This is a genomic window from Streptomyces sp. NP160, assembly GCF_006335115.1.
Taxonomy (GTDB): Bacteria; Actinomycetota; Actinomycetes; order Actinomycetales; family Quadrisphaeraceae; genus Quadrisphaera.
This window is the reverse complement of record NZ_VDMJ01000050.1, coordinates 45,110-64,174: the sequence shown is the minus strand read 5'-3', so window position 1 is coordinate 64,174 and position 19,065 is coordinate 45,110. Positions and strand designations below refer to the sequence as shown.

Genomic DNA, 19,065 nt, shown 5'->3' with positions numbered 1-19,065 from the left:
GGTGACCCGGCGTGGAGCCAGGCCGTCACGTCGCAGGAGAAGAACGCCGTCGCCCTGGGCTGGCGGACCGTCCGGGACCACCGAGCTGGGCGCGCCGGACCGCCGCGTCAGCACCCGCAGGTGCTGCGCGTCGAGGGGATGTCGGGAGCGTCCGTGCCTGGTGGAGGCGGCAGGTCCGGTGGGTCGTCGCGCCACCCGTCAGGCGGCTCGAGCAGCACCTGCTGCACGGCGCCGACGGTGCGCTCCCGCAGGCCGCGTCGCGGGTTGATCACCCAGCGTCGCAAGGGGTCGACGGTGCGTGGGGGTCTGACGTGGGGCACGCCGTCCACCATCCGCACCGCCCAGACGCCGATGGTCACCAGCACGTGGTGGCGGGTGCACAGCAGCACGCCCTGGGAGACGTCGGTGGGGCCTCCGGCGGCCCACTCGTGGGTGTGGTGGGCCTCGAGCCACCCGGGCGGGGCTGTGCACCCCGGGATCGCGCAGCCGCCGTCGCGGGCGAGCATCGCCCGCCGCTGTCCCGCGGAGAACAGGCGCACGGCCCGGCCGAGCGACAGCGCGGTGGCGTCGGCCCCCTCGCACGAGAGCCGCACCGCCTGCAGCGACCCCGAGCACGCCAGCACCCTGAGCTGGGCGGTGCTCAGGGCGCGGCCGGTGGTCTCGCAGTGCGCCGGATCGGCGCCGGGCTCACCGCGCAGGGCGGCGTCGGTGGTGGTGACGATGACGCGGGCGGGCTCCCCACCGCGCGTCTCGTCGCTGGCACGGCCCGCGCGGACCACCCGGGCCAACGCGTCGGCGCGCCGCTGGGGTGCCGTGCGCTGGTCTCGGACGGGCACGCCGGTCGCCGTGCCGCCGTCGGGCTGGCTCGCGGACCGGCCCGCCGACCGGCCCGAGACGTCGTCCTCGCCGGCCGAGGCCGCTGCAGCGTCGTCACCGGAGCCGTCGAGCCCTGGCAGCGGGTCCTGGTCGGGCGCGAGCGGCGCGCTGACGGTGGGCTCGGGCCTGGAGAGGTGGTCGATGGCGGCCTTGAACTCGGCGCCGGTCACCGGGTCGAGCCGGCCGCGGAACTCGACGGTGCCGTCCTCGTGGACGGTGTAGGTCAGGTAGCGCTTGTCGATGTCGTCGGGGTCGAAGCCCCGGTCGGCGCGGTCCGGGTCGAGCCGGTGCGCCAGCGTGGTGCAGACCGTGCGGGCCTGGGCGTGGGTGAGACCGGGCAGCACCTCGGCCAGGGTGGCGTCGGCGGTGGGACCGTGCTCGCGCCGGATGCGGGCGGGGAGGTCGGCCACGGTGCGCTGGGCCAGTGCGGCGACGTCGGTGGACAGACGCCCTGCGGCGTGGACGGCCCCGACGCGCCCCAGCCCCACCTGCGAGGTGCCCGCCATCGGACCGCCGGGCCCTCCAGCCGACGCAGGGGCGTCGCCGTCGTGGTCCCCGTCGCCGTTCGCGGAGCCACCGCCGGTCAGCGGCGCCACCGGCGCGGTCAGCGCGCTGGCCAGCTTGACCTCGGCGCCGGCGCGCTGCGGGCTGGCGCCGGTGTGGGTGAGCACCAGGTCCACCAGCGACGTCGCGCCCAGGGCGCGCACCTGCTCGGGGGTGAAGGTCGCCAGGCAGCGCACCAGGGCGGCGTCCAGCACGTCGCGCGTGCGGGCGGTCTGCTGCAGCGCCTGCAGCCGCTGCTCGGGTCCGATCGAGGCCAGGTACCGGGCGGCGTCGGCGGCGGCGTCAGCACCTGCCTGCGCGGTGGCGAGCGCCTCGGCGAGCGGACCCGCCAGTGGCAGCGGGGGCAGCTCGGCGAGCAGCGCGCCGTCCTCCCGCTCCGAGGCGGGGCGCAGGTCGGCGCCGAGAGCGCCGGGCGGCAGCGGCTCCGCCTGCCAGGCGGCGCCGCCCCCACCACCCGCCGCGCCGTCACCCGCACCACCACCGTCGACGCCGCCGTCGTGGGGCGTCTCGGTGCCGGTCCAGGTCATGAAGAGGACGCTAGGGGGCACCACTGACAGTCGAACGTCCGTGCAGAACCGCTGTACAGGGCCATGATCGGTGCAACTCGAAGTTCACCCGATCGGAGCAGAGCGCCACGGCGGGTCACGCGGAGGAAGGCGGTCGACCCCCGGTCGCGGTCCCCCCGCAGCGACTGTCGACCCACGTCCGTGTCCCCGTGCAGCACGACGTCGACGACCCGCGCGTCACCGCACGAAGGTCTTGCCCCTGAAGCAGTGCGTGGTCGACGCCGGCGTCGGCCCGGCGGCCGTCTCCAGGCTCACCGAGGCGTAGACGCAGTCGCCGGTGCTCAGGGCGAGGTTGCCGAACGTCGCCTGGTCCGTCACGTACGGCGCGGAGAAGGCGAACGGTTCCGCGCTGGTCGCGGGCCGGACGATGTCGACGTGCACCACGGTGTCCGCGGAGATCTCCGCTCCGGGGAACGGCTCGAAGCGCGGCCACGAGGCGCCGCAGCCGGGGGAGTACTTCAGCTGCGCCAGCCCCACGGGCACGCCGTCCTGCTGCACCTCGGTGTTGTCGAGGGTCTCCACGCCGGGCAAGCGGGCGCAGCCGGTGTCCTGGGGGTCGCTGCCGTCGGCCACCACCAGCGTCGGCGCCGCCTCGGTGGGCGCGGGTGCCACCGCCCCCAGCCCGGGCGCTCCGGTGGAGCCCCTCGCCGCCGAGGAGGCGAGCGACGACGGCGACCCGCCGCCGCCCGCCCCCGCGCCCAGCGCGAACCCCGCTGCCGCCCCGAGCACCAGGCACGCCGCTGCCACCGACGGCCACAGCCAGGGCCTGCGCGGCCGTGCCGCCGTCGTCGCCGTCGTCGCCGTCGTCGCCGGCCCACCGGGGTCGGCGATCTCCGGGGCGGGGACGTGCGCGGGCTCGGGCCCCGCGACGGCTGGTGGGACGGGCTTCGGCGACTCACGGCGAGCGGCCGCCTCCCACCGGTCGCGCCACGGCGAGGGGTCGCCCCCGCAGGCCGTGACGTAGGCGTGGAGGGTGTCCCACGTGGGGTGGCGCTCACCGCCGGCCGCCTCCGACAGCGTGGTGGGGGAGCGGTGCACCCGCTGGCCCATCTCCCGGTAGCTGGGGCTGCCCGCGCTGCGGCGCAGCTCCCTCAGGGCGATGGCCAGGGCCGTCAGGGGGGTGCCGTCCTCGCGCAGCTCGCGCTCGGGCCGTCCGACCACGTGGTCTCCTCGTTGATCGGTTGATTCTGCGTGCCCGCTGGGCGCGCGCATCAACTCCGCGGCTGCTTACGGTGCAAGTCAGCGGCCTGCACGCGCAACGACGGCGCGGCCCCGGTCCCTCTCAGTGGGGACCGGAGGACGGCCGCGGACGACACCCACCCGCAGCCCGCGGCGACTCCGGCGACCCCACCCCCAGGGGTCGTCCGCGCGTCCACGGCCGCCGGAGCCCCGCGAGCGAGGAGACGCAGCCGTGAGGCGAGAGGACGACCGGTGGCCGCGCGAGCCGCACCCGGTGCAGGACGCCGTCCCGGCGGTGCTGGACGACCGCCCCCTGGTGGTGCTGGGGCTGCACGCCGCCCTCGCCGGGGTCGTGCGGCCCGATGGGCTGCTGGTGGTGGGCCGCACGCCGCGAGCGCTGGAGGCGGTGCAGGCGGCCGCTGCGCGCGGCCGTCCCGTGGTGGTGCTGGTCGACGACGTCGACAGTCCCGGTGGCGTGGCGGCGGCGCTGGCCGCCGGCGCCCGGGGCGTGGCGCTGGCGGGCGGGTCCGTGGCGGAGCTGCTGCACGTGGTCGCCCGTGCCCGCGCCGGTGAGGTGGCCGTGGCGGCGGCGGTGTCCGAGCGCCTCGACGAGCTCGAGCGGCTCCGCGCGCTCTTCACGCCGCGCGAGCGGGAGGTGCTCCGGCTGTACGCCACGGGCCTGCCCGCCAAGTCGGTGGCGCGGCGCCTGCGGGTGGGGCTGGAGACGGTGAAGACCTACCTCAAGCGGATGCGGGAGAAGGCGAAGGTCGCCGGCATCCCGACGGACACCCGCCTGGAGCTGGCCGACCTGGCCCGGCGGCTGGACCTCCAGTGACCGGGGCGCGGAGCAGTGGAGGTGCCGGTGTCACCTCATGTGGGACTGGGCGGCGGAGCAGGGCTGGCAAGACTCCACTCGATCCTCCACGCGTCCCGTCGTGGCTGGTGGCGCGCGGTGAGGAGCTGGACGTGGGTGGTGTTCGACGCCGGGTGACGGCGCAGGTGGCCGTGGTGGTGCTGGCCCTCGCGGGCCTGGTGGCGGCGCCGTCCGCGGCGCTCGCGGTGAAGCCCCTGTGGAAGCTGACCGTGGTGGTGGACGTGCCCAACTCGGTGGCGGCCAAGCACGGCGGCCCCACGCTGATGCTCTCGAAGATCATGACTCAGTTCGGCGACGTCGCGCGGTTCATGAACGAGGACCAGAAGCTCGCCGGCACCATCGACTTCTCCATCTCCAAGGTCAACTTCTTCGACGGGGTGCCTGCCGACGTCGTCCACCAGCCGCACCCCGGGGTGATGACGCGGGTGGTCTACGAGGAGGACCAGACGGAAGCGCGCGGCGGCTCCTACGGCGGGGACCTGCCGGCGGCGATCCTGCACAGCTGGCCGACGGACCGGGGCGGCGTCTTCGGCCCCTACGCCACCGACGGGCTGGTGCACGAGTTCGGCCACCAGCGGGGGGCCATCGACAACTACGGGCAGGACGTCGACGCGGCGAGCAACCCCGTGGACGCCAAGGGCTTCACGTCGCCGACCAGCATCATGGAGAACCCGTACGGCGTGCACACGTGGGACGCCTTCGCTGCGGGCGTCATCAACCGGGCCGGCCCGGGGGAGGGCAACGTGGTGCCGGCGCTGGCCTCGCAGTCCTTCCCCAGGACCATCCGGGTGCGGGTGGTGACCAGCTCCGGGGCGGCGTTCCGGGGGGCGACGGTCCGGCTCTACCCGGTGGAGTGGTTCTCCCGCTCGGTGCGCCCCGAGTCGGTGTTCGTGGGCAAGACCGACTCCTCGGGGTACCTGGTGCTGCCCTACAACCCCTTCGAGCCGGGGGTGGGCAAGGGAGCCTGGGACGTGCGGTACGCCAACTTCCTGGTGCGGGCGACCACCACGAACCGCGGCAGCGGTTCGGGCTGGATGCCGCTGAGCGCGGTCGGCGGCACGTACTACTCGGGTGCGACGACGCACACGGTGAAGCTCGTCCTGCGCTGACCGCCGGGACACACGGCGGGGGCCTGCCCACGACGACGACGGCGGCCGCCCGGGACGATCCGGGCGGCCGCTGGTCGCTGGAAGTGCTTGCCGCGCCGCCCGGAGCCGGGTACCACCCTGTGGTCCCTCCGCTAGCGATCAGGCCGGGCCGGGCAGGTCGGGTGCTTCCGGGGAGAACCAGAGCGAGCCGCGGTCACCTGGCTTGCCGTTCAGCTGCGGGAAGGTCGCGTCGCGGTTGGAGCCGTCGGCCTGCCGTATCCCCGCGCTCGTCGTCCTCCAGAAGACGATGGGATGCCAGTCCATGAGGGACTCCCCGTTGATGAGCGCGTCGACCGTCTGCGGCTGCGTCTCGTCCCGGTCGAGGTGCTCCCGCACCACGGTGATGCTGGCTCGCTGCGGTGATCCGGGGAGGACCGTCGGCTTCCCGTGGTAGCGCGGTGGGAGCGGCGGCACGGTCCACTCGCGCCAGGTGCCACTCCAAAGGGGACGCGCAGCCCGCCGGTCCGTGACGAGCCAGCGCGACGTCGGTGGCCACACCGTGAGTCAGAGCCGTTCTGGTCGCACGGGCCGGCCGGCGTCGTGAGCAGGCGGCGCTCAGAACGACGATCGCCACGCCGAGGTGTCGGACCCCGTGTAGGCGAAGGTCCGCGACGGCCTGGTCGAGAGCTGGCAGCTGACCGAGATCACACCGTCGATGGGGACCCTCAGCTTCGACGCATCGACGGTGATCTCGCTCCACGCACCGTTCTTGACGGGCATCCAGGTGCCCACCGGCGTGAAGTCGCTGCCGGCCGTGCTCACGCCGGCGGCGACGAAGTCCGCCCAGGCGGGACAGGGCTCGCTGGGCCTGATGACCATCACGGTGGCAGCAGCGTCGTAGCTGACCGTCACGGACGCGCCCTCGTGGAAGCTGAAGACAGCGGGCGGGTACGTGGCGACGACGTCACCTGAGGTGCTGCGGCACTCGGGTCGGTAGGTGGCCGTGAAGGCCTCCATCACGGGTGTGTCCCGGTAGACGCTTCCGGCGGCGCGATCAGTGCGGAAGCCTCCGGTCCAGCTGCCGTCGGGGGTCGTCTCCAGCTGGCTGGTCCCCTCCATCCACAGGACCCCCGCGGGCTCGCTGGTGAGCGTGCCGTAGGCGATGGCCCCCGCTGGACAGGGCCTCGTCGATGTCAGTTGGACGTCACCGCCTGCGCGCGGCGACGCCACGTCCGTCGTGTACCCGGGCCCGCCGACGGCGGCCACCACGAGGGTGAGCGGAGCAGAGCTCGCCGAGCCCTGCCCGTCGGCCACCCGGACGGTCAGGGAGAAGGAGCCGGTCGCGGTGGGCCTGCCGGTGATCAGGCCGGCACTGGTGAGGCGCAGGTCCGACGGGAGCCTGCCCTTGGTGAGGCGCCAGGTGTACGGCGCGAGGCCACCGCTGGAGGTCAGCTGGGAGGAGTACGCAGTGCCACGGACCGCTTCGGGGAGGCTGCTGGTGGTGACGGTGAGTGGGGTGACGACGAGGGGCGCGTTGAACTCGATGCTCAGCGTGGGGGCCGCGGTGCCGTTGCCGTACCAGACGTGGGCCGGGTCGAACGGCAGGCCGACCGACGCGGCGGCGACGCCCCCGAGCGCTTCGAGGTTGCGTGCCAGGAGGACCGGCACCGCCGTCTGCGCGACGCGCAGCTTCCTCGGGGCGACGCTGTTCCACACCCGAGAGGCGAAGGAGGCGCAGGTGTTGAGCCTGAAGAGGTTCTTGGAGTAGGCGTCACTCGCGAGCACCGTCTTGTTGAAGGTCGCCATCTGGCTCTGGCGCAGCGAGGTGTCGATCGACGTCGTCGCGTAGGTGTTGCTCTTGTGGAAGATCACGGCGGCCTCGAGGTTGTACCAGAGCCCCAGGTGCTCGTCCTTGTTCCCCCACGTGCCGAGGGTGATCGTCTTGCCAGGGTCGAGGCTCAGCCTCCCCACGGTCAGCGCGCTGCCGGACAGGTTCTCCACCGAGAGGAAGGCGTGTCCTCGCCGGAAGCCGCCTGACCCTTCACCGATGGCCGATCCGTCGGCGTAGATCGTCAGCTCGGCCACGGTCGGGTCCGCAGCGGAGGCGGTGGGTGCCGAGGACAGGACGAGCGCCGGGAGGAGAACGGCCAGCGCCATGGCCACAGCAGTCAGCCTTCCGATGACAGACCCTCCGCGCCACCGCACCATGTCCACCCCGCCCCGCTCGTCAGTACGTCGTCTGGCAGCGCAAAGTCGCACGGCGCCGCTGGACACGAGAAGGGCCGGGTCGTCACCACAACTGGGGGAGGGGACAGAGCGCGCTGGTGGCAGCGACGTGGGTCCCGAGGCAGGCTCCGCACCGTCATCCGTTCGGACTCACCGGGACCCGGTCGAAGAGGTCGGAGCGGCTCTGCCGCAGTCAGGCGCCGGAGGCGCTCACGGGGCCGCTGGCCGCTGGCCGCGGGCTGCGGTCGGCGTGCGGTGCCAGTCGCCGGGCCAGAGGCGCCGGCAGGTCGAAGACGCCGCTCTTCCCCTGCAGCACTCGGCGCAGCAGCAGCGGCAGGACCACACCCAGCGCGGTGAACAGCACCACGGCGGCCACCGCCGGCACCGAGCCGGCGGGCAGCAGCGGCACCAGCAGCGCCAGCAGGAGCGGGTGCACCACGTACACGGCGATGGTGCGCTGGCCCACGTACTGCAGCGGGCGTGACAGCGGTCCCCAGCGCGCGACCGCGGCTGCGATGACCAGGCACGCCGCCACGCACAGCGCAGAGAGCCCGATCCGCCCGGCCCCGCGCAGCACCGCGGGCAGCAGCGTGAACGCGACCAGGCTGAGCGGGATGGCCACGGCGGCCACCACGGCCAGGACCACCGTGGCGCGGTCAGCCAGCGCCTTCCACACGTGCGGCAGCCGCGCACCGAGGAGGAAGAAGAAGGCGTACATGGCCACCGAGCGCCACACGCCGTTGCCGCCGGTGGGGACGACGTCGTACGCAGCGGCCACGGAGACCAGGCCCGTCAGCACCAGCGGCGCCCAGGCCGGGAAGCGCGCGGTGGCCTTGGCCACGAGCAGGAACAGCACGAGGGCGTAGAGGAACCACAGCCCGGTGGTCGGCCACACCGGCGCGAGGAGCAGCGCGACGGCGGGGTGGGTCTCGCTCAGCGGCCACGGCACCACGGAGAACCAGACGGCCCTGACCACGCTCCACAGCAGGTACATGTAGACGAGCAGCGCGAGCCGGGAGGCGAACAGCCCACGCCAGCTCCGCTGGACGGCGGTCGCGGCGAAGATGCCCGAGACCAGGAAGAACAGCGGCATGCGCAGCACGGTGAGGTACCGGTTGACGGTGTCGAAGGCTCCGGCGTTCCAGTCGTGCACGCCCATGAGCTGCAGCGCGTGGGCGAAGACGACGAGGATCATCGCCGCTCCGCGTGCGACGTCCGCCCACGCCAGCCGCGCTCCCCGCTGTGCTGTCAGCTGTTCGGCCACGGCGACGACGTTCCCACGGTTCCGCGGCGTCGGGCAGTCCCCACGGGCGGTTCAGGCATTGACCTCTGGGCGGTGCCGTGAGCCTGCGACCGATCCTGTGTCGCGGGAGATCAGCGCTGTGCCGTGGACCGGCGGTCCGCCGGGGATGAGGTCCCACCTCGAGGGACACGCTTCTCGGTCTTCCTCCTCGAGGCCCACCGCGCTACTACGTTCCTCACGCTCAGCCCGCTCGGCTCGGACGCGGAGGACCCCGTGACCCCTTCCCACCCTGCTCGACGCGGCAGGCTGTTCCAGTGGCTGGCAGTCGCGACGAGCGTCACCGCAGCCATCACGTCAGGCGTCCTGATCGCCTCAGGTGGGGGAGCTGTCGCGGCAGAGCCGTCCACCTCCCCGTGGGTGTGGGGGAGCGACGCGTCACCAAGGGGCTCCGACCAGACAACGCCCCTTGAGGTGGAGGGTCTGCCCCAGCTGGTCAACGTCTCAACAGGCAGCGGCTCGTCGACGGGGCTGACGTCGACAGGACTGGTCTGGGCCTGGGGGAGCAACTACAACGGAGAACGAGGTGACGGCACCACGCAGTCGACGGCGTCGACGACTGCTGCCTCTCCCTCTCGGGTGCCCGGCCTCACGGGAGTGGCGCAGATCAACTCCGACGGAACCCTCAAGGCTGCGGTGAAGTCCGACGGGACCGTCTGGGTGTGGGGCGGGAACTTCGGCGCTGACCTCGCCAAGATGTTGTCACCCACGAAGGTCAGCGGTCTGTCCAACGTGCGCTCGATCGCCCTGGGCCGCCAGATGGCTGGATTCATGGGCGATCAGGCCCTGGCGTGGAAGGACAACCTGGCCCTCCGGAAGGACGGGACGGTAGCGGTCTTCGGGCGCCTGGAGACGGGAGCCTGGAAGATCGCCAGCGTCTCCGGGCTGTCCGACATCGTCCAGGTCGATGTGGGAAACGGTTACTACGCAGACCCCCACTACTGGGCTCTCGACAGCTCCGGCCGCCTCTACTCGTGGGGCATCAACACCTACGGTGAGCTCGGCGACGGAACGACGGTGAGTCGCAGCACACCGAAGGTGGTTGCGGGCCTGCCCGCCGTTCAGCAGGTCTCCGTGGGACAAGAGCACGTCTTGGCCCTCGACCGCACGGGCCGGGTCTGGAGCTGGGGGTGGAACCACTTCGGCCAGCTCGGCGACGGCACCAAGGCTGATCGGAACAAGCCCGCTGTCCTCTCGCGCCTCACCGGGGTCAGCAAGGTGGCGGCCAACCGGCTCAACAGCGCTGCCGTGACGACCGATGGCCGGTTGCAGACCTGGGGCTACATCACCCAGGGCACCCTGGGCGACGGCTCAGGAGGATGCGTCACCGGCTGCACCGCAGACGGTAGAGCGGTCCCGGGCCCGGTTCCTACGATCGCGGCGGTGAAGGATCTCGCAGGTGACAACGACGTCTACCTCGCGCTGGCCAGTCGCCCTACATCGTCGCCCAGCCCGTCGGCCTCTCCTACAGCTGCGTCACCGTCTCCGGCCATCAACTGGGCCAACGACCCCTGCTACAGCGGAAGCAAGAACGTGGCGGGACAGTGGGCCTTCTCGTGGAAGGTGAGCGCTGACGACGGGGTGGTGCTCACCGGCGCCAGCCTCAACGGTCGCAAGGCCATCCGAGCGATGCAGGCTCCCAAGTTCGACGTCAGAGTCACCCTCGACGGGGTGGTCACGACGCACCAGGTGGAGCTGACGCCCTACGGGCGCGCCGCCAACGGCGTGCCGGCCACCAACCTGACGGCGCTGTACTGCGACGACCACATGGTGTCGGGCGCTTACACGATCAGTGGCCTTCCGGGCGTCGGCAAGATCCGTGTCTTCCAGGCCTATCACTTCGCGGACTCCCAGGAGAACGACTACTGCGAGCCGTCGGGGACCATCCGCTGCGGGCGGATGTGGCCCACCCTCCGGTGGGAGACCCCGTCCATCACCAACCCTAACCGGCTCAAGGTCGAGGTGAGGACGGTGCAGCGCCTGGACTTCCAGCCCGACGGAGTCGCGGGCGGTCAGTCGATGCTGACCAGGGACTTCCCCTCACTCACCGGGGGGTCAGTGACCGTCCGAGGCGGCGACACGGAGTACAGGGCCACCACCATCGGTTCCACGGGGGGCGCCACCTGGGACAACTATCACCAGTCCGGTGGTGCCCTGACCCGTCCGGGCAGCAACCCCCTCTACGACCCGCTGAAGCCGGGGATCGTCAGTCCCGGGTGTCCGGACTGCATCCACATGCACTGGCGTTGGCCTTCCATCGGGGGGTTCAGCGACGGCAGGTCAGCCGCCATCACCGGGTCGCCGCAGAAGGCCTACCTGACCGTGGTGCGTGAACACCTCGATCGCGACGAGACCGATCCGACGGCCGTGTACGAGCTGGTCAACGGCGAGTCGCTCACGGGGGGCCACCCGGTCGTCTTCTGGGAGACGTACAGCAGCGGTGTCAGGACCGCTGATGGCTCGATGAGCGACGAGGCACTGCCGATGCTCCTCGACCGACGCTCGGGAGACGTGGGCGGTCTGTGGTTCGCCCTGAACAAGTCGAGCAGCTCTGCCTCGGCGATGACGATGACCCACCACTGACTCCGCACGCACAGGTTCGCGACCAATCGCGTCCCGAGCCGTGGTGCGGTGAGGAAGGCTCAGCCGGTGGCGGCCTGCGCCGTCGCGGAGAGCGTGATGACGGCCATGACCGGTCGGTGGCGGGCGCCGGAGCCGTCCTGGTCCGTCAGGACGGTGAAGCTGGCCACCTCCCCGGCGCTGGGGGTGAGCAGCACGTGGTCGATGGGCATGGCCAGCAGCGTGGGCAGCCGGGTGGACCAGGTGCCCACGCTGGCGCCGTCGCGCTGCCAGGCGGCGTCGATGCAGTTGCCGAGGGTGGCCCCGCCGAAGTCGTCGATGCTGGCGTTGAAGTCTCCGGCCACCACCACGGGGGAGCCGGTGGAGCACAGGTCGGTGACCCAGTCCAGGTCCCGGCGCCAGGCGTCCATGGTCGAGCCGACGGGCCAGGGGGCGTGCAGGGCGAGGATGGCGGGCAGCCCGACGGCGTCGGGGTCTCCGGCGGGCACGGGGATCAGGGCGACCGACTTCTCGGGGTCGGGTCCGTAGGCGTAGCGGTAGTGGGGGGCGAGGTCAGCGGTCATCCACACGGACACCTGGGCGCGGTAGTCCCCGGCGCTGGCGCGCTTCATGGGGTAGCCGGCGCGGTTGAAGGCCCGGCGGAATCCCCAGTTGCCGTCCTTGAGGGCTCGCTGGGGCAGGACGACGACGTCGGCCTGCTGCTCCTGGGCGAGCTGGGCCACGACGTCGGGGGTGACCAGGGCTCCGTTGGTGTTCCACTCCAGCACGCGCAGCTGTCCGGGGGCGGGGGCGGCGACGGGCTCGGTGGTGGTGCCGCGGGCGATCACCACGGGGGCGTGCAGGGCGGTCACCAGCGCCAGGGACGCCGCCAGCGGGATCGCGGGGGCGCGCCAGCTGCGTCTCACGCTGGCCCCGGCGGTGAGGAGCAGGCCGACGACGGCGGCGGTGGTCAGTCCGCTGCGCGCCGGCAGCGTCGCGGCGACGAGGTGCCAGCGCTCCCACCCGAGCATCGGCGCCAGGAATAGCACCGCTCCTGACGCGGCGATGAGGACGGCGAGGGCGCGGGCCCACGTGGTCGCTCGTCGCACCGGCGAGATCGTGCCACCCGCCCCAGCGGAGCGGCGCCGGTGTCCTCCGATCAGGTTCGACCGCAGGACTCCGGCCCGCGGTGCCTCACGAGCTCGGGATGGTGACCGTCACCGTGGCCACGTTCCCCTTGCCCGCGCTCGTCACCGCTGCCACCGAGAGCCGGTAGGTGCTGCCGGGCTTGAGGTTGGTGAAGGTCTGCGACCTCGAGGAGGAGGACTTGGTGGTCGACCAGGGACCGTTGCCCCTGCTGTCGTAGCCGTTGCGGCCCACCGAGTACCCCGTGACGGACGAAGCGGTGGTCGCCGGGGGAGTCCACGTGAGCGTCGCGGTGGTCCCGGAGGTGGTCGCCTTCACGGACTGCGGGACGCTGGTGCCCTTCGTCGTGACGGTCACGGTGGTCGTCGGGCCGGTGCCGTTGGCGTTCACCGCGGCCACCGAGAGGTTGTAGGTGGTGGCCTGCAGGAGGTCGGTGAAGGTCTGGCTCGTGGTGGTGGCGCTCTTGGTGGTGGACCACGCCCCGCTGCCGCTGGCGCTCGTCCCGTTGCGGGAGACGCGGTAGCCGGTGACCTCTGAGCCGCCATCACTGACCGGAGCCGCCCAGGCCAGGGTGGCGGTGCTCGTCGCGGTGGAGCCGGTCACTGACGTCGCCGTAGACGGGGTGCTCGGGGCGGCAGCCACCGTGGCGGAGGCCGCCGTGCCCGTGCCGATCGCGTTGATGGCGCGCACGGAGAGCGTGTAGCCGGAGGTGGCGACGAGGTTGGAGAAGGTGAACGACGTCGTCGTCGCCGATACCGTGGTGGACCAGGCGCCCTTCCCGGAGGCGTCCACGCCGTTGCGGCTCACCTTGTACCCGGTGATGGCCGACCCGCCGTTGCTGGCAGGCGCCTTCCAGGTGAGGGTCGCGGTGCTCGCGCCTGGGCGGGAGGCGACCACCGACGTGGGGGCGCTCGGGGCGGTCTGCGTCACCGGCGGCTCGATGCTGCCCAGCGTCACGGCGCCGAGGCTGTACTGGGTGACGAAGTCCCAGTCGAGCCACGCCCGACCCTTGTTCCCCCAGTACGTGCCCCAGCTGTTCTGGATGAGCACGCCGGTGGAGTCGTAGCCGAGCACCTGGACCTCGTGGTTGCCGCGGTCGCTCGCGCCCCGGACCTCTGAGGCCGAAAGGCGGTCGTCCGTGGCCGAGAGGGCGTCGAAGGCCGGGCAGATGGGGAAGAGCAGGGCCACGGGGTGCTGGGAGGCCAGCACCGACTTGATGCTGGTGACCGCGTCCTCGCCGGGCACGCCGTCGTAGAGGTTGGCCCAGCTGGTGGCCTGGAAGAGCTCCGCGTCGGTCCGCTCGGAGGCGGTGGGCTGCGTCTGCCAGTCGTAGTCCCCGTGCGTGTAGTGGGCCTGGGCGTCGATGCCCTGGTCGACCAGGAGCTGCGCACCCTGGCAGGGGTAGGCGCCGTAGTCGCCGCCGCCGATGTGGATCTGTGAGTACATGTGCATCGGGGCGGAGCTGCTGGGCTCGCGGCCGGCGCGGTTGGCTCCCAGCCCTGCAGGCCGTAGCCGATCGCCCAGGCGACGCAGGAGTTGACCGCACCCTGGTCAGCGACGGGCATCGCCCACGACGTCAGGTCCACGCTCTCCGGAAGCACCACCCGGGCGTTGGTCGGCAGGCGCGGCGCCTGCTTCGTCGGGGCCACGAGCGCACCCCCGGGGTGCAGCGCGGGCGACGACGAGGCGGTGCTCGTCGCGGCGGTGGCGGGCGCGACCGCCAGTCCGACCACGGCGGTGGCCGCGGCCAGCGAGGTGGCCAGGGCAGAGCGGAGCCAGTGGCGCATGGGTGCCCTCGGGGGAAGGTGCTCGCGACGAGCGGTGGCGAGTGGGTAAGGGGTGCACGACGGGGTCGGTGCCAGGGAGCTCGCACCCGGCGTCGGGACCGCACCGGCTCGTGCCGGGGTCTCGAGGCGAGGGTGGCGTGGCCGGTGGTGATCGTCAACGACCCTCAACAGGGGACGCGGCTGACACCGGTGAGCCTCCCGGGGGGACTTCAAGACCGCTCGGCCGGTAGCCAGGATCCGGCTGTGATCAAGCGCGCCTCCGTCGCCGCCCTGGCCGTGCTGGCCCTCCTGCTCGGGGCGTCCCCGGCAGCGGCTGCGCAGCACCAGAACGCCTACTACTACACGCACTGGTCGGTGCCCGGCTCGGACGCCGGCTTCTACAACGTCGACCAGGTGATGACCGTCAACAAGCGCGCGACGGCCACGTACTGGGCGCTAGCGTGGAACTGGACGGCCGCCCCCGACGGCGGGTACACGGGCCTGCAGACCAACGGCAACCGCTTCAACGGCACCACGGGGGACACCGCCATCTTCTCGCTGTGGAACGCCACCGCCGCGTCCGGGCCGTCCTGCGGCGCCTTCGACGGGGAGGGATCGGGGCTGAGCTGCCGCCTGCCCTACACGATCACCACGGGGACCAGCTACCGACTGCGCGTGTGGCAGCTCGACGCCGATGCTGACGGCCAGTGGTGGGGCGCCTGGCTGCTGAACCGCAAGACCGGCAAGGAGACCTTCATCGGCTCCCTGCGGGTGGCGCCGGAGGCCACCGCGATCACCGGCGCGCAGAACTTCGCGGAGTACTTCGGCACGCAGAAGACGTGCAGCACGGTGCCGCAGTCGTCGGTGACCTGGAACCGCCCGAGCTTCGACAGCGACGGCAGCGGCGGGTACGCCCAGCGCGGCACCTACGTGAAGCAGGCCGGCGACAAGGGCGCGTGCACCGGTGGCAGCGCGACGCCCGTGACCACGTCGGGGGTCAAGAGCGTGCGGGTGGTGCTGGGTGGCTCCTCCGGCGCGTGACGCAGCTTGCAGGACCATTGACGGCGGTCGTCCGGGGCACCCGGACGACCGCCGTCATCCTGGCCACGTCCACCTGGTGCGCGCGGCACGGGGGTCTGGCGGTCCAGCCCCAGCCGCAACTCCGAGGGGGATGGCTGGTAGCGCGGGCGGTCGAGCACGGCGCCGCTCTCAGCAGGCCGCACCATGCGCGCGCGACGCCGCGGCGCGCACACCCGGGCCTCGGCGCAAGGGCAGCCCTGCCCTTGCGCGGGAAAATCTGGAACCGGTGCGTTCCACCGCCTCAGCGCCGTCCCGGCCCGGGGCGCGGAGGGCGCCGGCCGACGGGGACCAGTGAAGCAGGTCGATGACGCCGAGGAGCCGACGAACTTGAGGCTCCCACCGGACGTAAGAGGCACGCCATCCCCGTGGGGGCTGACAGTGCTCGACGCACGGCTGCTTATGTCGGGGATCGAAAACGCGCTCGCCGGTGCGCCGGAGGCGAGGGGGCCTTGGTGATGGGACGGCTCGAGGGAGCGCTTGAGGCCATGCGGGCCGCTGCCGCCCAGGGGCGCTCGGTGGTGGCGGTGGTGGTGTCCGACGACGTCGACAGCCCCGGGCGCACGGTCGATGCGCTGGAGGCCCGCGCTCGGGGCGTCGCGCTCGTCCGGGGGTTCGTCGCCGAGGTGGTGGCGGCCACATCGAAAGTCTGCGTCAGGCTGAGCATGCCCCCAAAGAGGGACAACCCCTGCTTTTGAGGGCGGTCAACTACAGACTTCCACCTGCGCGTCATGTGTCCTTCGACGTGGTATCGACGCAAAATTTGTACGCCGCCAGCAACGCTTCCCGCTGCTTGGCCGGTGCATGACGCTTTGTGATCCGATGCGAATCATCGATCAGGCCCACCATCGAGTTGGCCTCAATTGCCTTCGCCGTGAATGTGGCTGCTTCCACAGGATCGGTGAACAGGTGTGTCACTCCGAGACTGCGAAGAGCTGGGATGTCCCTGGCGATGACAGGGACACCCATACTCGCGGCTTCTAAAAGGAGAAGAGGCGCGCCTTCCCAAGCCGCGGAGTGAACGTATAAGTCCGCCGTAGAGAGCCGTTCGACTAACTCTGCGCGCGAGATCCATCCAGACACTTGGACACCTGCGGCAGAGAGTTCCGACTCCAACTCGGGCTCACCACCACCCAGCCAGAGGAGAGATATGTCTGCTGAAGCATTTGCGAGGTGACGCGCATACTGGGAATACCACCGAGGACCCTTCTGTCGCATCACTCTCCCAGCCGCCACGATCGTGATTCTCGAGTTTTCATTTCTTGCTAGATCTGGCTCCGAAAAGATTGCAGTATTGGGCACATAATAGACACTGCGACTACCGGGCAAACTTCTCGCGAGATTAGCCTCGCGTGGACTCACGGCTATCACGCATCGAGTGCGAAATGCCAGCAGAGCCTCAACGATCCAAAAGACGACCCTGGCGGGCTTGAGGTAGTCGAGGCGCTCGAAGGCATAGCAATGTGGCGTGTAGAGAATGTTTGACCTCTTAAAAAAGGCAAGCCTTCCTACCAGTCCAGCCCAGGATGAATGGAGATGGATAAGGTCCGGCTGCATTTGATCTACTACCTGGCGTAGCTGACGAATCATGCCAAGTGGAGACTTGCCGGCGCGCAGTCGCAAAACGGAGAACTCGTCGAGGTCACCGGTGTCGTGCCCATCCCGGTGCGCCCCCAGGATGACGTGGTCGTAAGCATCTTGTGTGTTTACGATGTAGTCCCTGAGGGCAACCATCACTCCGCCACCGAGGGCCTCCACAACGTGCAACACGATTGGGCGCTCGCCTTCTATGGGCCTAGTGCCGGAGTCGGTGCTCACCGGTGGAACCAGCCTGTCTCTCAGTTTGGACTTACCGGACATCGATCCCCCTCAGTATACGTGGCTACTGGATCGCAGGGGCGGGCTTCCAACAAGCTCCTGCCTTTCTAGTCCACTGCTGCAGCCTCCACGACTATTGCCGCCAAATCCGAGTGGAAGCTCTCGGGCGAGAACCGCGCGCGAGCCCAAAGTACGGTTGACTCATCCGGGCTGAGTCCCTCAGTGACCGCTCTCTCCAGCGCCGCAGTGGCGCCCGGCAGATCCCCTTGCTCAAAAACACTTACTCCCGCGAGGCCCTGAAGTTCAGAATCAACGTATGGCAAACGGGAGAGAAGGAGTCCGCGCCCGCCGCAGAGCATTTCGGCGACGACCAGAGGAAAGCCCTCTACTCGACTTGGAAGTACTAAGATGCTGGCCTTTTTGGCCACTTGCAGAAGATCACTAACACTGTCCAAGCGTCCGTGCATCTCAACACTCTTCCGCAATGTGGGAGACTGGTTTACGCGATCGCGGATTGCATCAGCGTCCCCACCCCCGCCAGCGAGCAGCAGGCGAACTTCAACGCCTCCCGCAACGACGTTTTCGACCATATCTAGCAAGAAGGAAAGGTTCTTCGCGCGATCCTCCATGCGACCCATCCACAAAATGGTCCGCGCATCAGGACTGCCGTCAAGCTTGAACCAACGATCATCCACCGGATTGCTGAGCAACCGAATTTTTCTCTCTTCGACACTAGTCAGTTTGTGCAGTGACCGAAGTTCACGTTCCGTCAGCGTCGTAAATAGTGAACAGGCTGGGTAATCGGCCACTGCCATCACCCACTTGTAGGTGCGTTCGATGCTGCCGCCGTGATGTGCCGCAATCATTGGAGGCAGCTTTCGGCGTCCAAGCTTTCTAGAGAGGAGGGCAAAACGTCCAGTATTATACTCCTGGACGTAAATCAGATCATGTCGCCGCAGTTCTTCGAAAAGGCAGAACGACGATAACAGCGAGACAATATCCCGGAGCGGGCCGCGAGAGCAGCGTCGAGGGACAATCGCCGCCCAGCGTTGGGCTTTCACGAGGGCCACTGTCATCAGGACGCCTTCAACCCGCGAGGCGCGCACGCGCGAGGGAACGAGAAGCGTCACCTCGTGGCCCGAAGCTGTCAGTGAACGCGCATAACTGGTAATCCAGGTGCCGCGGTAGATCCCGTCTGCCAGATCGGACTCAGATAGAGCGAGTCGACCGAAATGATCCTCCCAGAAGGGAGTTGAAGGAACAATCGCAATCTTCATCGAGACCAACCGGCTCGGAACGCGCTCAGCACCCGGAGAGTCGCCCGAAGGCTTCGACCGCGAACTAGATTCGCCACAAGAAAGCGAGCTGTCGTCCTTTTGACGCCAGACGATTGGTGGTGGATACCTAGCATGTGCGCGGTGCCCACATCATAACGAAGTCGTTTCCGACGCAAGTCTTGGTCGCGCTCCTGTGGGGATTCCAAAGCGTAAAGGACTCCAGATAGGTCAGAGACTTTGACGCCGCAGCCTATCGCACGGAGGACGAAGTCCGCTCCTTCACCACTCTGATACGGCGTGGCCGAACCGACACCGAGTGATTCGTTGAATCCCGAAAGGCGCTCGTACAACTTTCGACTTGCTAACATGCCGGGCTCGTGTGCAGTCTGTAGAACTCGACGTACTACCGAACCCTTCGCGTCCCCCCATGTAGACAGCCCGGCCCTGGGCACTACTTCTTGATTCGGCCCATTGGTGTGCAAAACAGGGAATAATCCAAGGTCAGTTGGGCGGCTCTCCAATTCAGCCTGCAGCTTCTCAAAAAAGTCCGCTGGGTAGTAAGTGTCATCATTGGGGAATACTACGTGGCTCACGTCGGTCTCAATCTGAGCGAAGGCCTCGTTGCGCCCGCGGCTGACCCCACCGGAGCTTGGGGTTACAGAAGCACCTCGTTGATCGAGTAGCGCTCGCAAGGATGCATCAGCTGAGTCACGGCCCTGCCAGGCGATGCTAATCGTCACCCCCGGCGG

Annotated in this window: 14 protein-coding genes and 1 pseudogene; 6 read left to right on the top strand and 9 right to left on the bottom strand. The window is 70.1% G+C overall.

All coding sequences use genetic code 11. The features are described from left to right. Window positions 1-107 precede the first annotated feature (107 nt). Window positions 108-1,967 (bottom strand): HNH endonuclease signature motif containing protein, encoded by a 1,860-nt coding sequence (locus FHN55_RS20860; protein WP_139714331.1) that lies wholly within the window; start codon window positions 1,965-1,967, stop codon window positions 108-110. A 216-nt stretch (window positions 1,968-2,183) separates the two neighbouring features. Next, a complete protein-coding gene (locus tag FHN55_RS23960; RefSeq protein WP_257571176.1) occupies window positions 2,184-3,167 on the bottom strand; it encodes an XRE family transcriptional regulator in 984 nt (327 codons plus the stop codon). Between the two features lie 250 nt (window positions 3,168-3,417). On the opposite strand from FHN55_RS23960, the gene FHN55_RS20850 reads away from it, so the two are divergent. Together FHN55_RS20850 and FHN55_RS20845 are read left to right on the top strand one after the other, a co-directional pair. Beyond that, window positions 3,418-4,020, top strand: a complete 603-nt coding sequence (locus tag FHN55_RS20850) for a helix-turn-helix domain-containing protein (protein ID WP_139714330.1) — start codon at window positions 3,418-3,420, stop codon at window positions 4,018-4,020. A 131-nt stretch (window positions 4,021-4,151) separates the two neighbouring features. Beyond that, window positions 4,152-5,168, top strand: a complete 1,017-nt coding sequence (locus FHN55_RS20845; protein WP_139714329.1) for a hypothetical protein — start codon at window positions 4,152-4,154, stop codon at window positions 5,166-5,168. Window positions 5,169-5,306: 138 nt separating this feature from the next. Here the strand turns inward: FHN55_RS20845 and FHN55_RS20840 are convergent, their stop codons facing one another. The 3 genes from FHN55_RS20840 to FHN55_RS20830 all read right to left on the bottom strand — a co-directional run bounded on the left by FHN55_RS20840 (window position 5,307) and on the right by FHN55_RS20830 (window position 8,637). Next, the gene (locus FHN55_RS20840) at window positions 5,307-5,543 is read right to left on the bottom strand and encodes a hypothetical protein (RefSeq protein ID WP_139714328.1); all 237 of its coding nucleotides are present in this window, start codon (window positions 5,541-5,543) and stop codon (window positions 5,307-5,309) included. 219 nt (window positions 5,544-5,762) lie between these two features. After that, window positions 5,763-7,304: an Ig domain-containing protein gene (locus FHN55_RS20835; RefSeq protein WP_257571178.1), complete on the bottom strand. Its 1,542-nt coding sequence runs from the start codon at window positions 7,302-7,304 to the stop codon at window positions 5,763-5,765. Window positions 7,305-7,566: 262 nt separating this feature from the next. Continuing rightward, window positions 7,567-8,637 carry an acyltransferase family protein gene (locus FHN55_RS20830; RefSeq protein WP_139714326.1) on the bottom strand — a complete coding sequence of 357 codons (1,071 nt, stop codon included), beginning with the start codon at window positions 8,635-8,637 and terminating at the stop codon, window positions 7,567-7,569. A gap of 123 nt (window positions 8,638-8,760) precedes the next feature. On the opposite strand from FHN55_RS20830, the pseudogene FHN55_RS24350 reads away from it, so the two are divergent. Further along, window positions 8,761-9,180 (top strand): annotated as a pseudogene (locus FHN55_RS24350) (hypothetical protein); the annotation flags it as partial. A 90-nt stretch (window positions 9,181-9,270) separates the two neighbouring features. Then, entirely contained in the window at window positions 9,271-11,256 is a 1,986-nt protein-coding gene (locus tag FHN55_RS20825) for a hypothetical protein (RefSeq protein ID WP_139714325.1), read from the top strand. 59 nt (window positions 11,257-11,315) lie between these two features. On the opposite strand, the gene FHN55_RS20820 is transcribed toward FHN55_RS20825, so the two are convergent. Both FHN55_RS20820 and FHN55_RS20815 read right to left on the bottom strand, forming a co-directional pair. Then, entirely contained in the window at window positions 11,316-12,341 is a 1,026-nt protein-coding gene (locus FHN55_RS20820; RefSeq protein WP_139714324.1) for an endonuclease/exonuclease/phosphatase family protein, read from the bottom strand. 85 nt (window positions 12,342-12,426) lie between these two features. Further along, window positions 12,427-13,824: a fibronectin type III domain-containing protein gene (locus tag FHN55_RS20815; protein ID WP_180357990.1), complete on the bottom strand. Its 1,398-nt coding sequence runs from the start codon at window positions 13,822-13,824 to the stop codon at window positions 12,427-12,429. A gap of 584 nt (window positions 13,825-14,408) precedes the next feature. Between FHN55_RS20815 and FHN55_RS20810 the strand changes: the two genes are divergently transcribed. Together FHN55_RS20810 and FHN55_RS20805 are read left to right on the top strand one after the other, a co-directional pair. Further along, window positions 14,409-15,185 (top strand): DUF3472 domain-containing protein, encoded by a 777-nt coding sequence (locus FHN55_RS20810; protein WP_139714322.1) that lies wholly within the window; start codon window positions 14,409-14,411, stop codon window positions 15,183-15,185. A gap of 491 nt (window positions 15,186-15,676) precedes the next feature. Beyond that, window positions 15,677-15,919 (top strand): hypothetical protein, encoded by a 243-nt coding sequence (locus FHN55_RS20805; RefSeq protein WP_218974887.1) that lies wholly within the window; start codon window positions 15,677-15,679, stop codon window positions 15,917-15,919. A 31-nt stretch (window positions 15,920-15,950) separates the two neighbouring features. Here FHN55_RS20805 and FHN55_RS20800 read toward each other — a convergent pair whose 3' ends face one another. Both FHN55_RS20800 and FHN55_RS20795 read right to left on the bottom strand, forming a co-directional pair. Continuing rightward, the gene (locus FHN55_RS20800) at window positions 15,951-17,039 is read right to left on the bottom strand and encodes a glycosyltransferase (protein WP_180357989.1); all 1,089 of its coding nucleotides are present in this window, start codon (window positions 17,037-17,039) and stop codon (window positions 15,951-15,953) included. 107 nt (window positions 17,040-17,146) lie between these two features. Further along, window positions 17,147-18,316, bottom strand: a complete 1,170-nt coding sequence (locus FHN55_RS20795) for a glycosyltransferase family 4 protein (RefSeq protein WP_139714319.1) — start codon at window positions 18,314-18,316, stop codon at window positions 17,147-17,149. Window positions 18,317-19,065 lie beyond the last annotated feature (749 nt).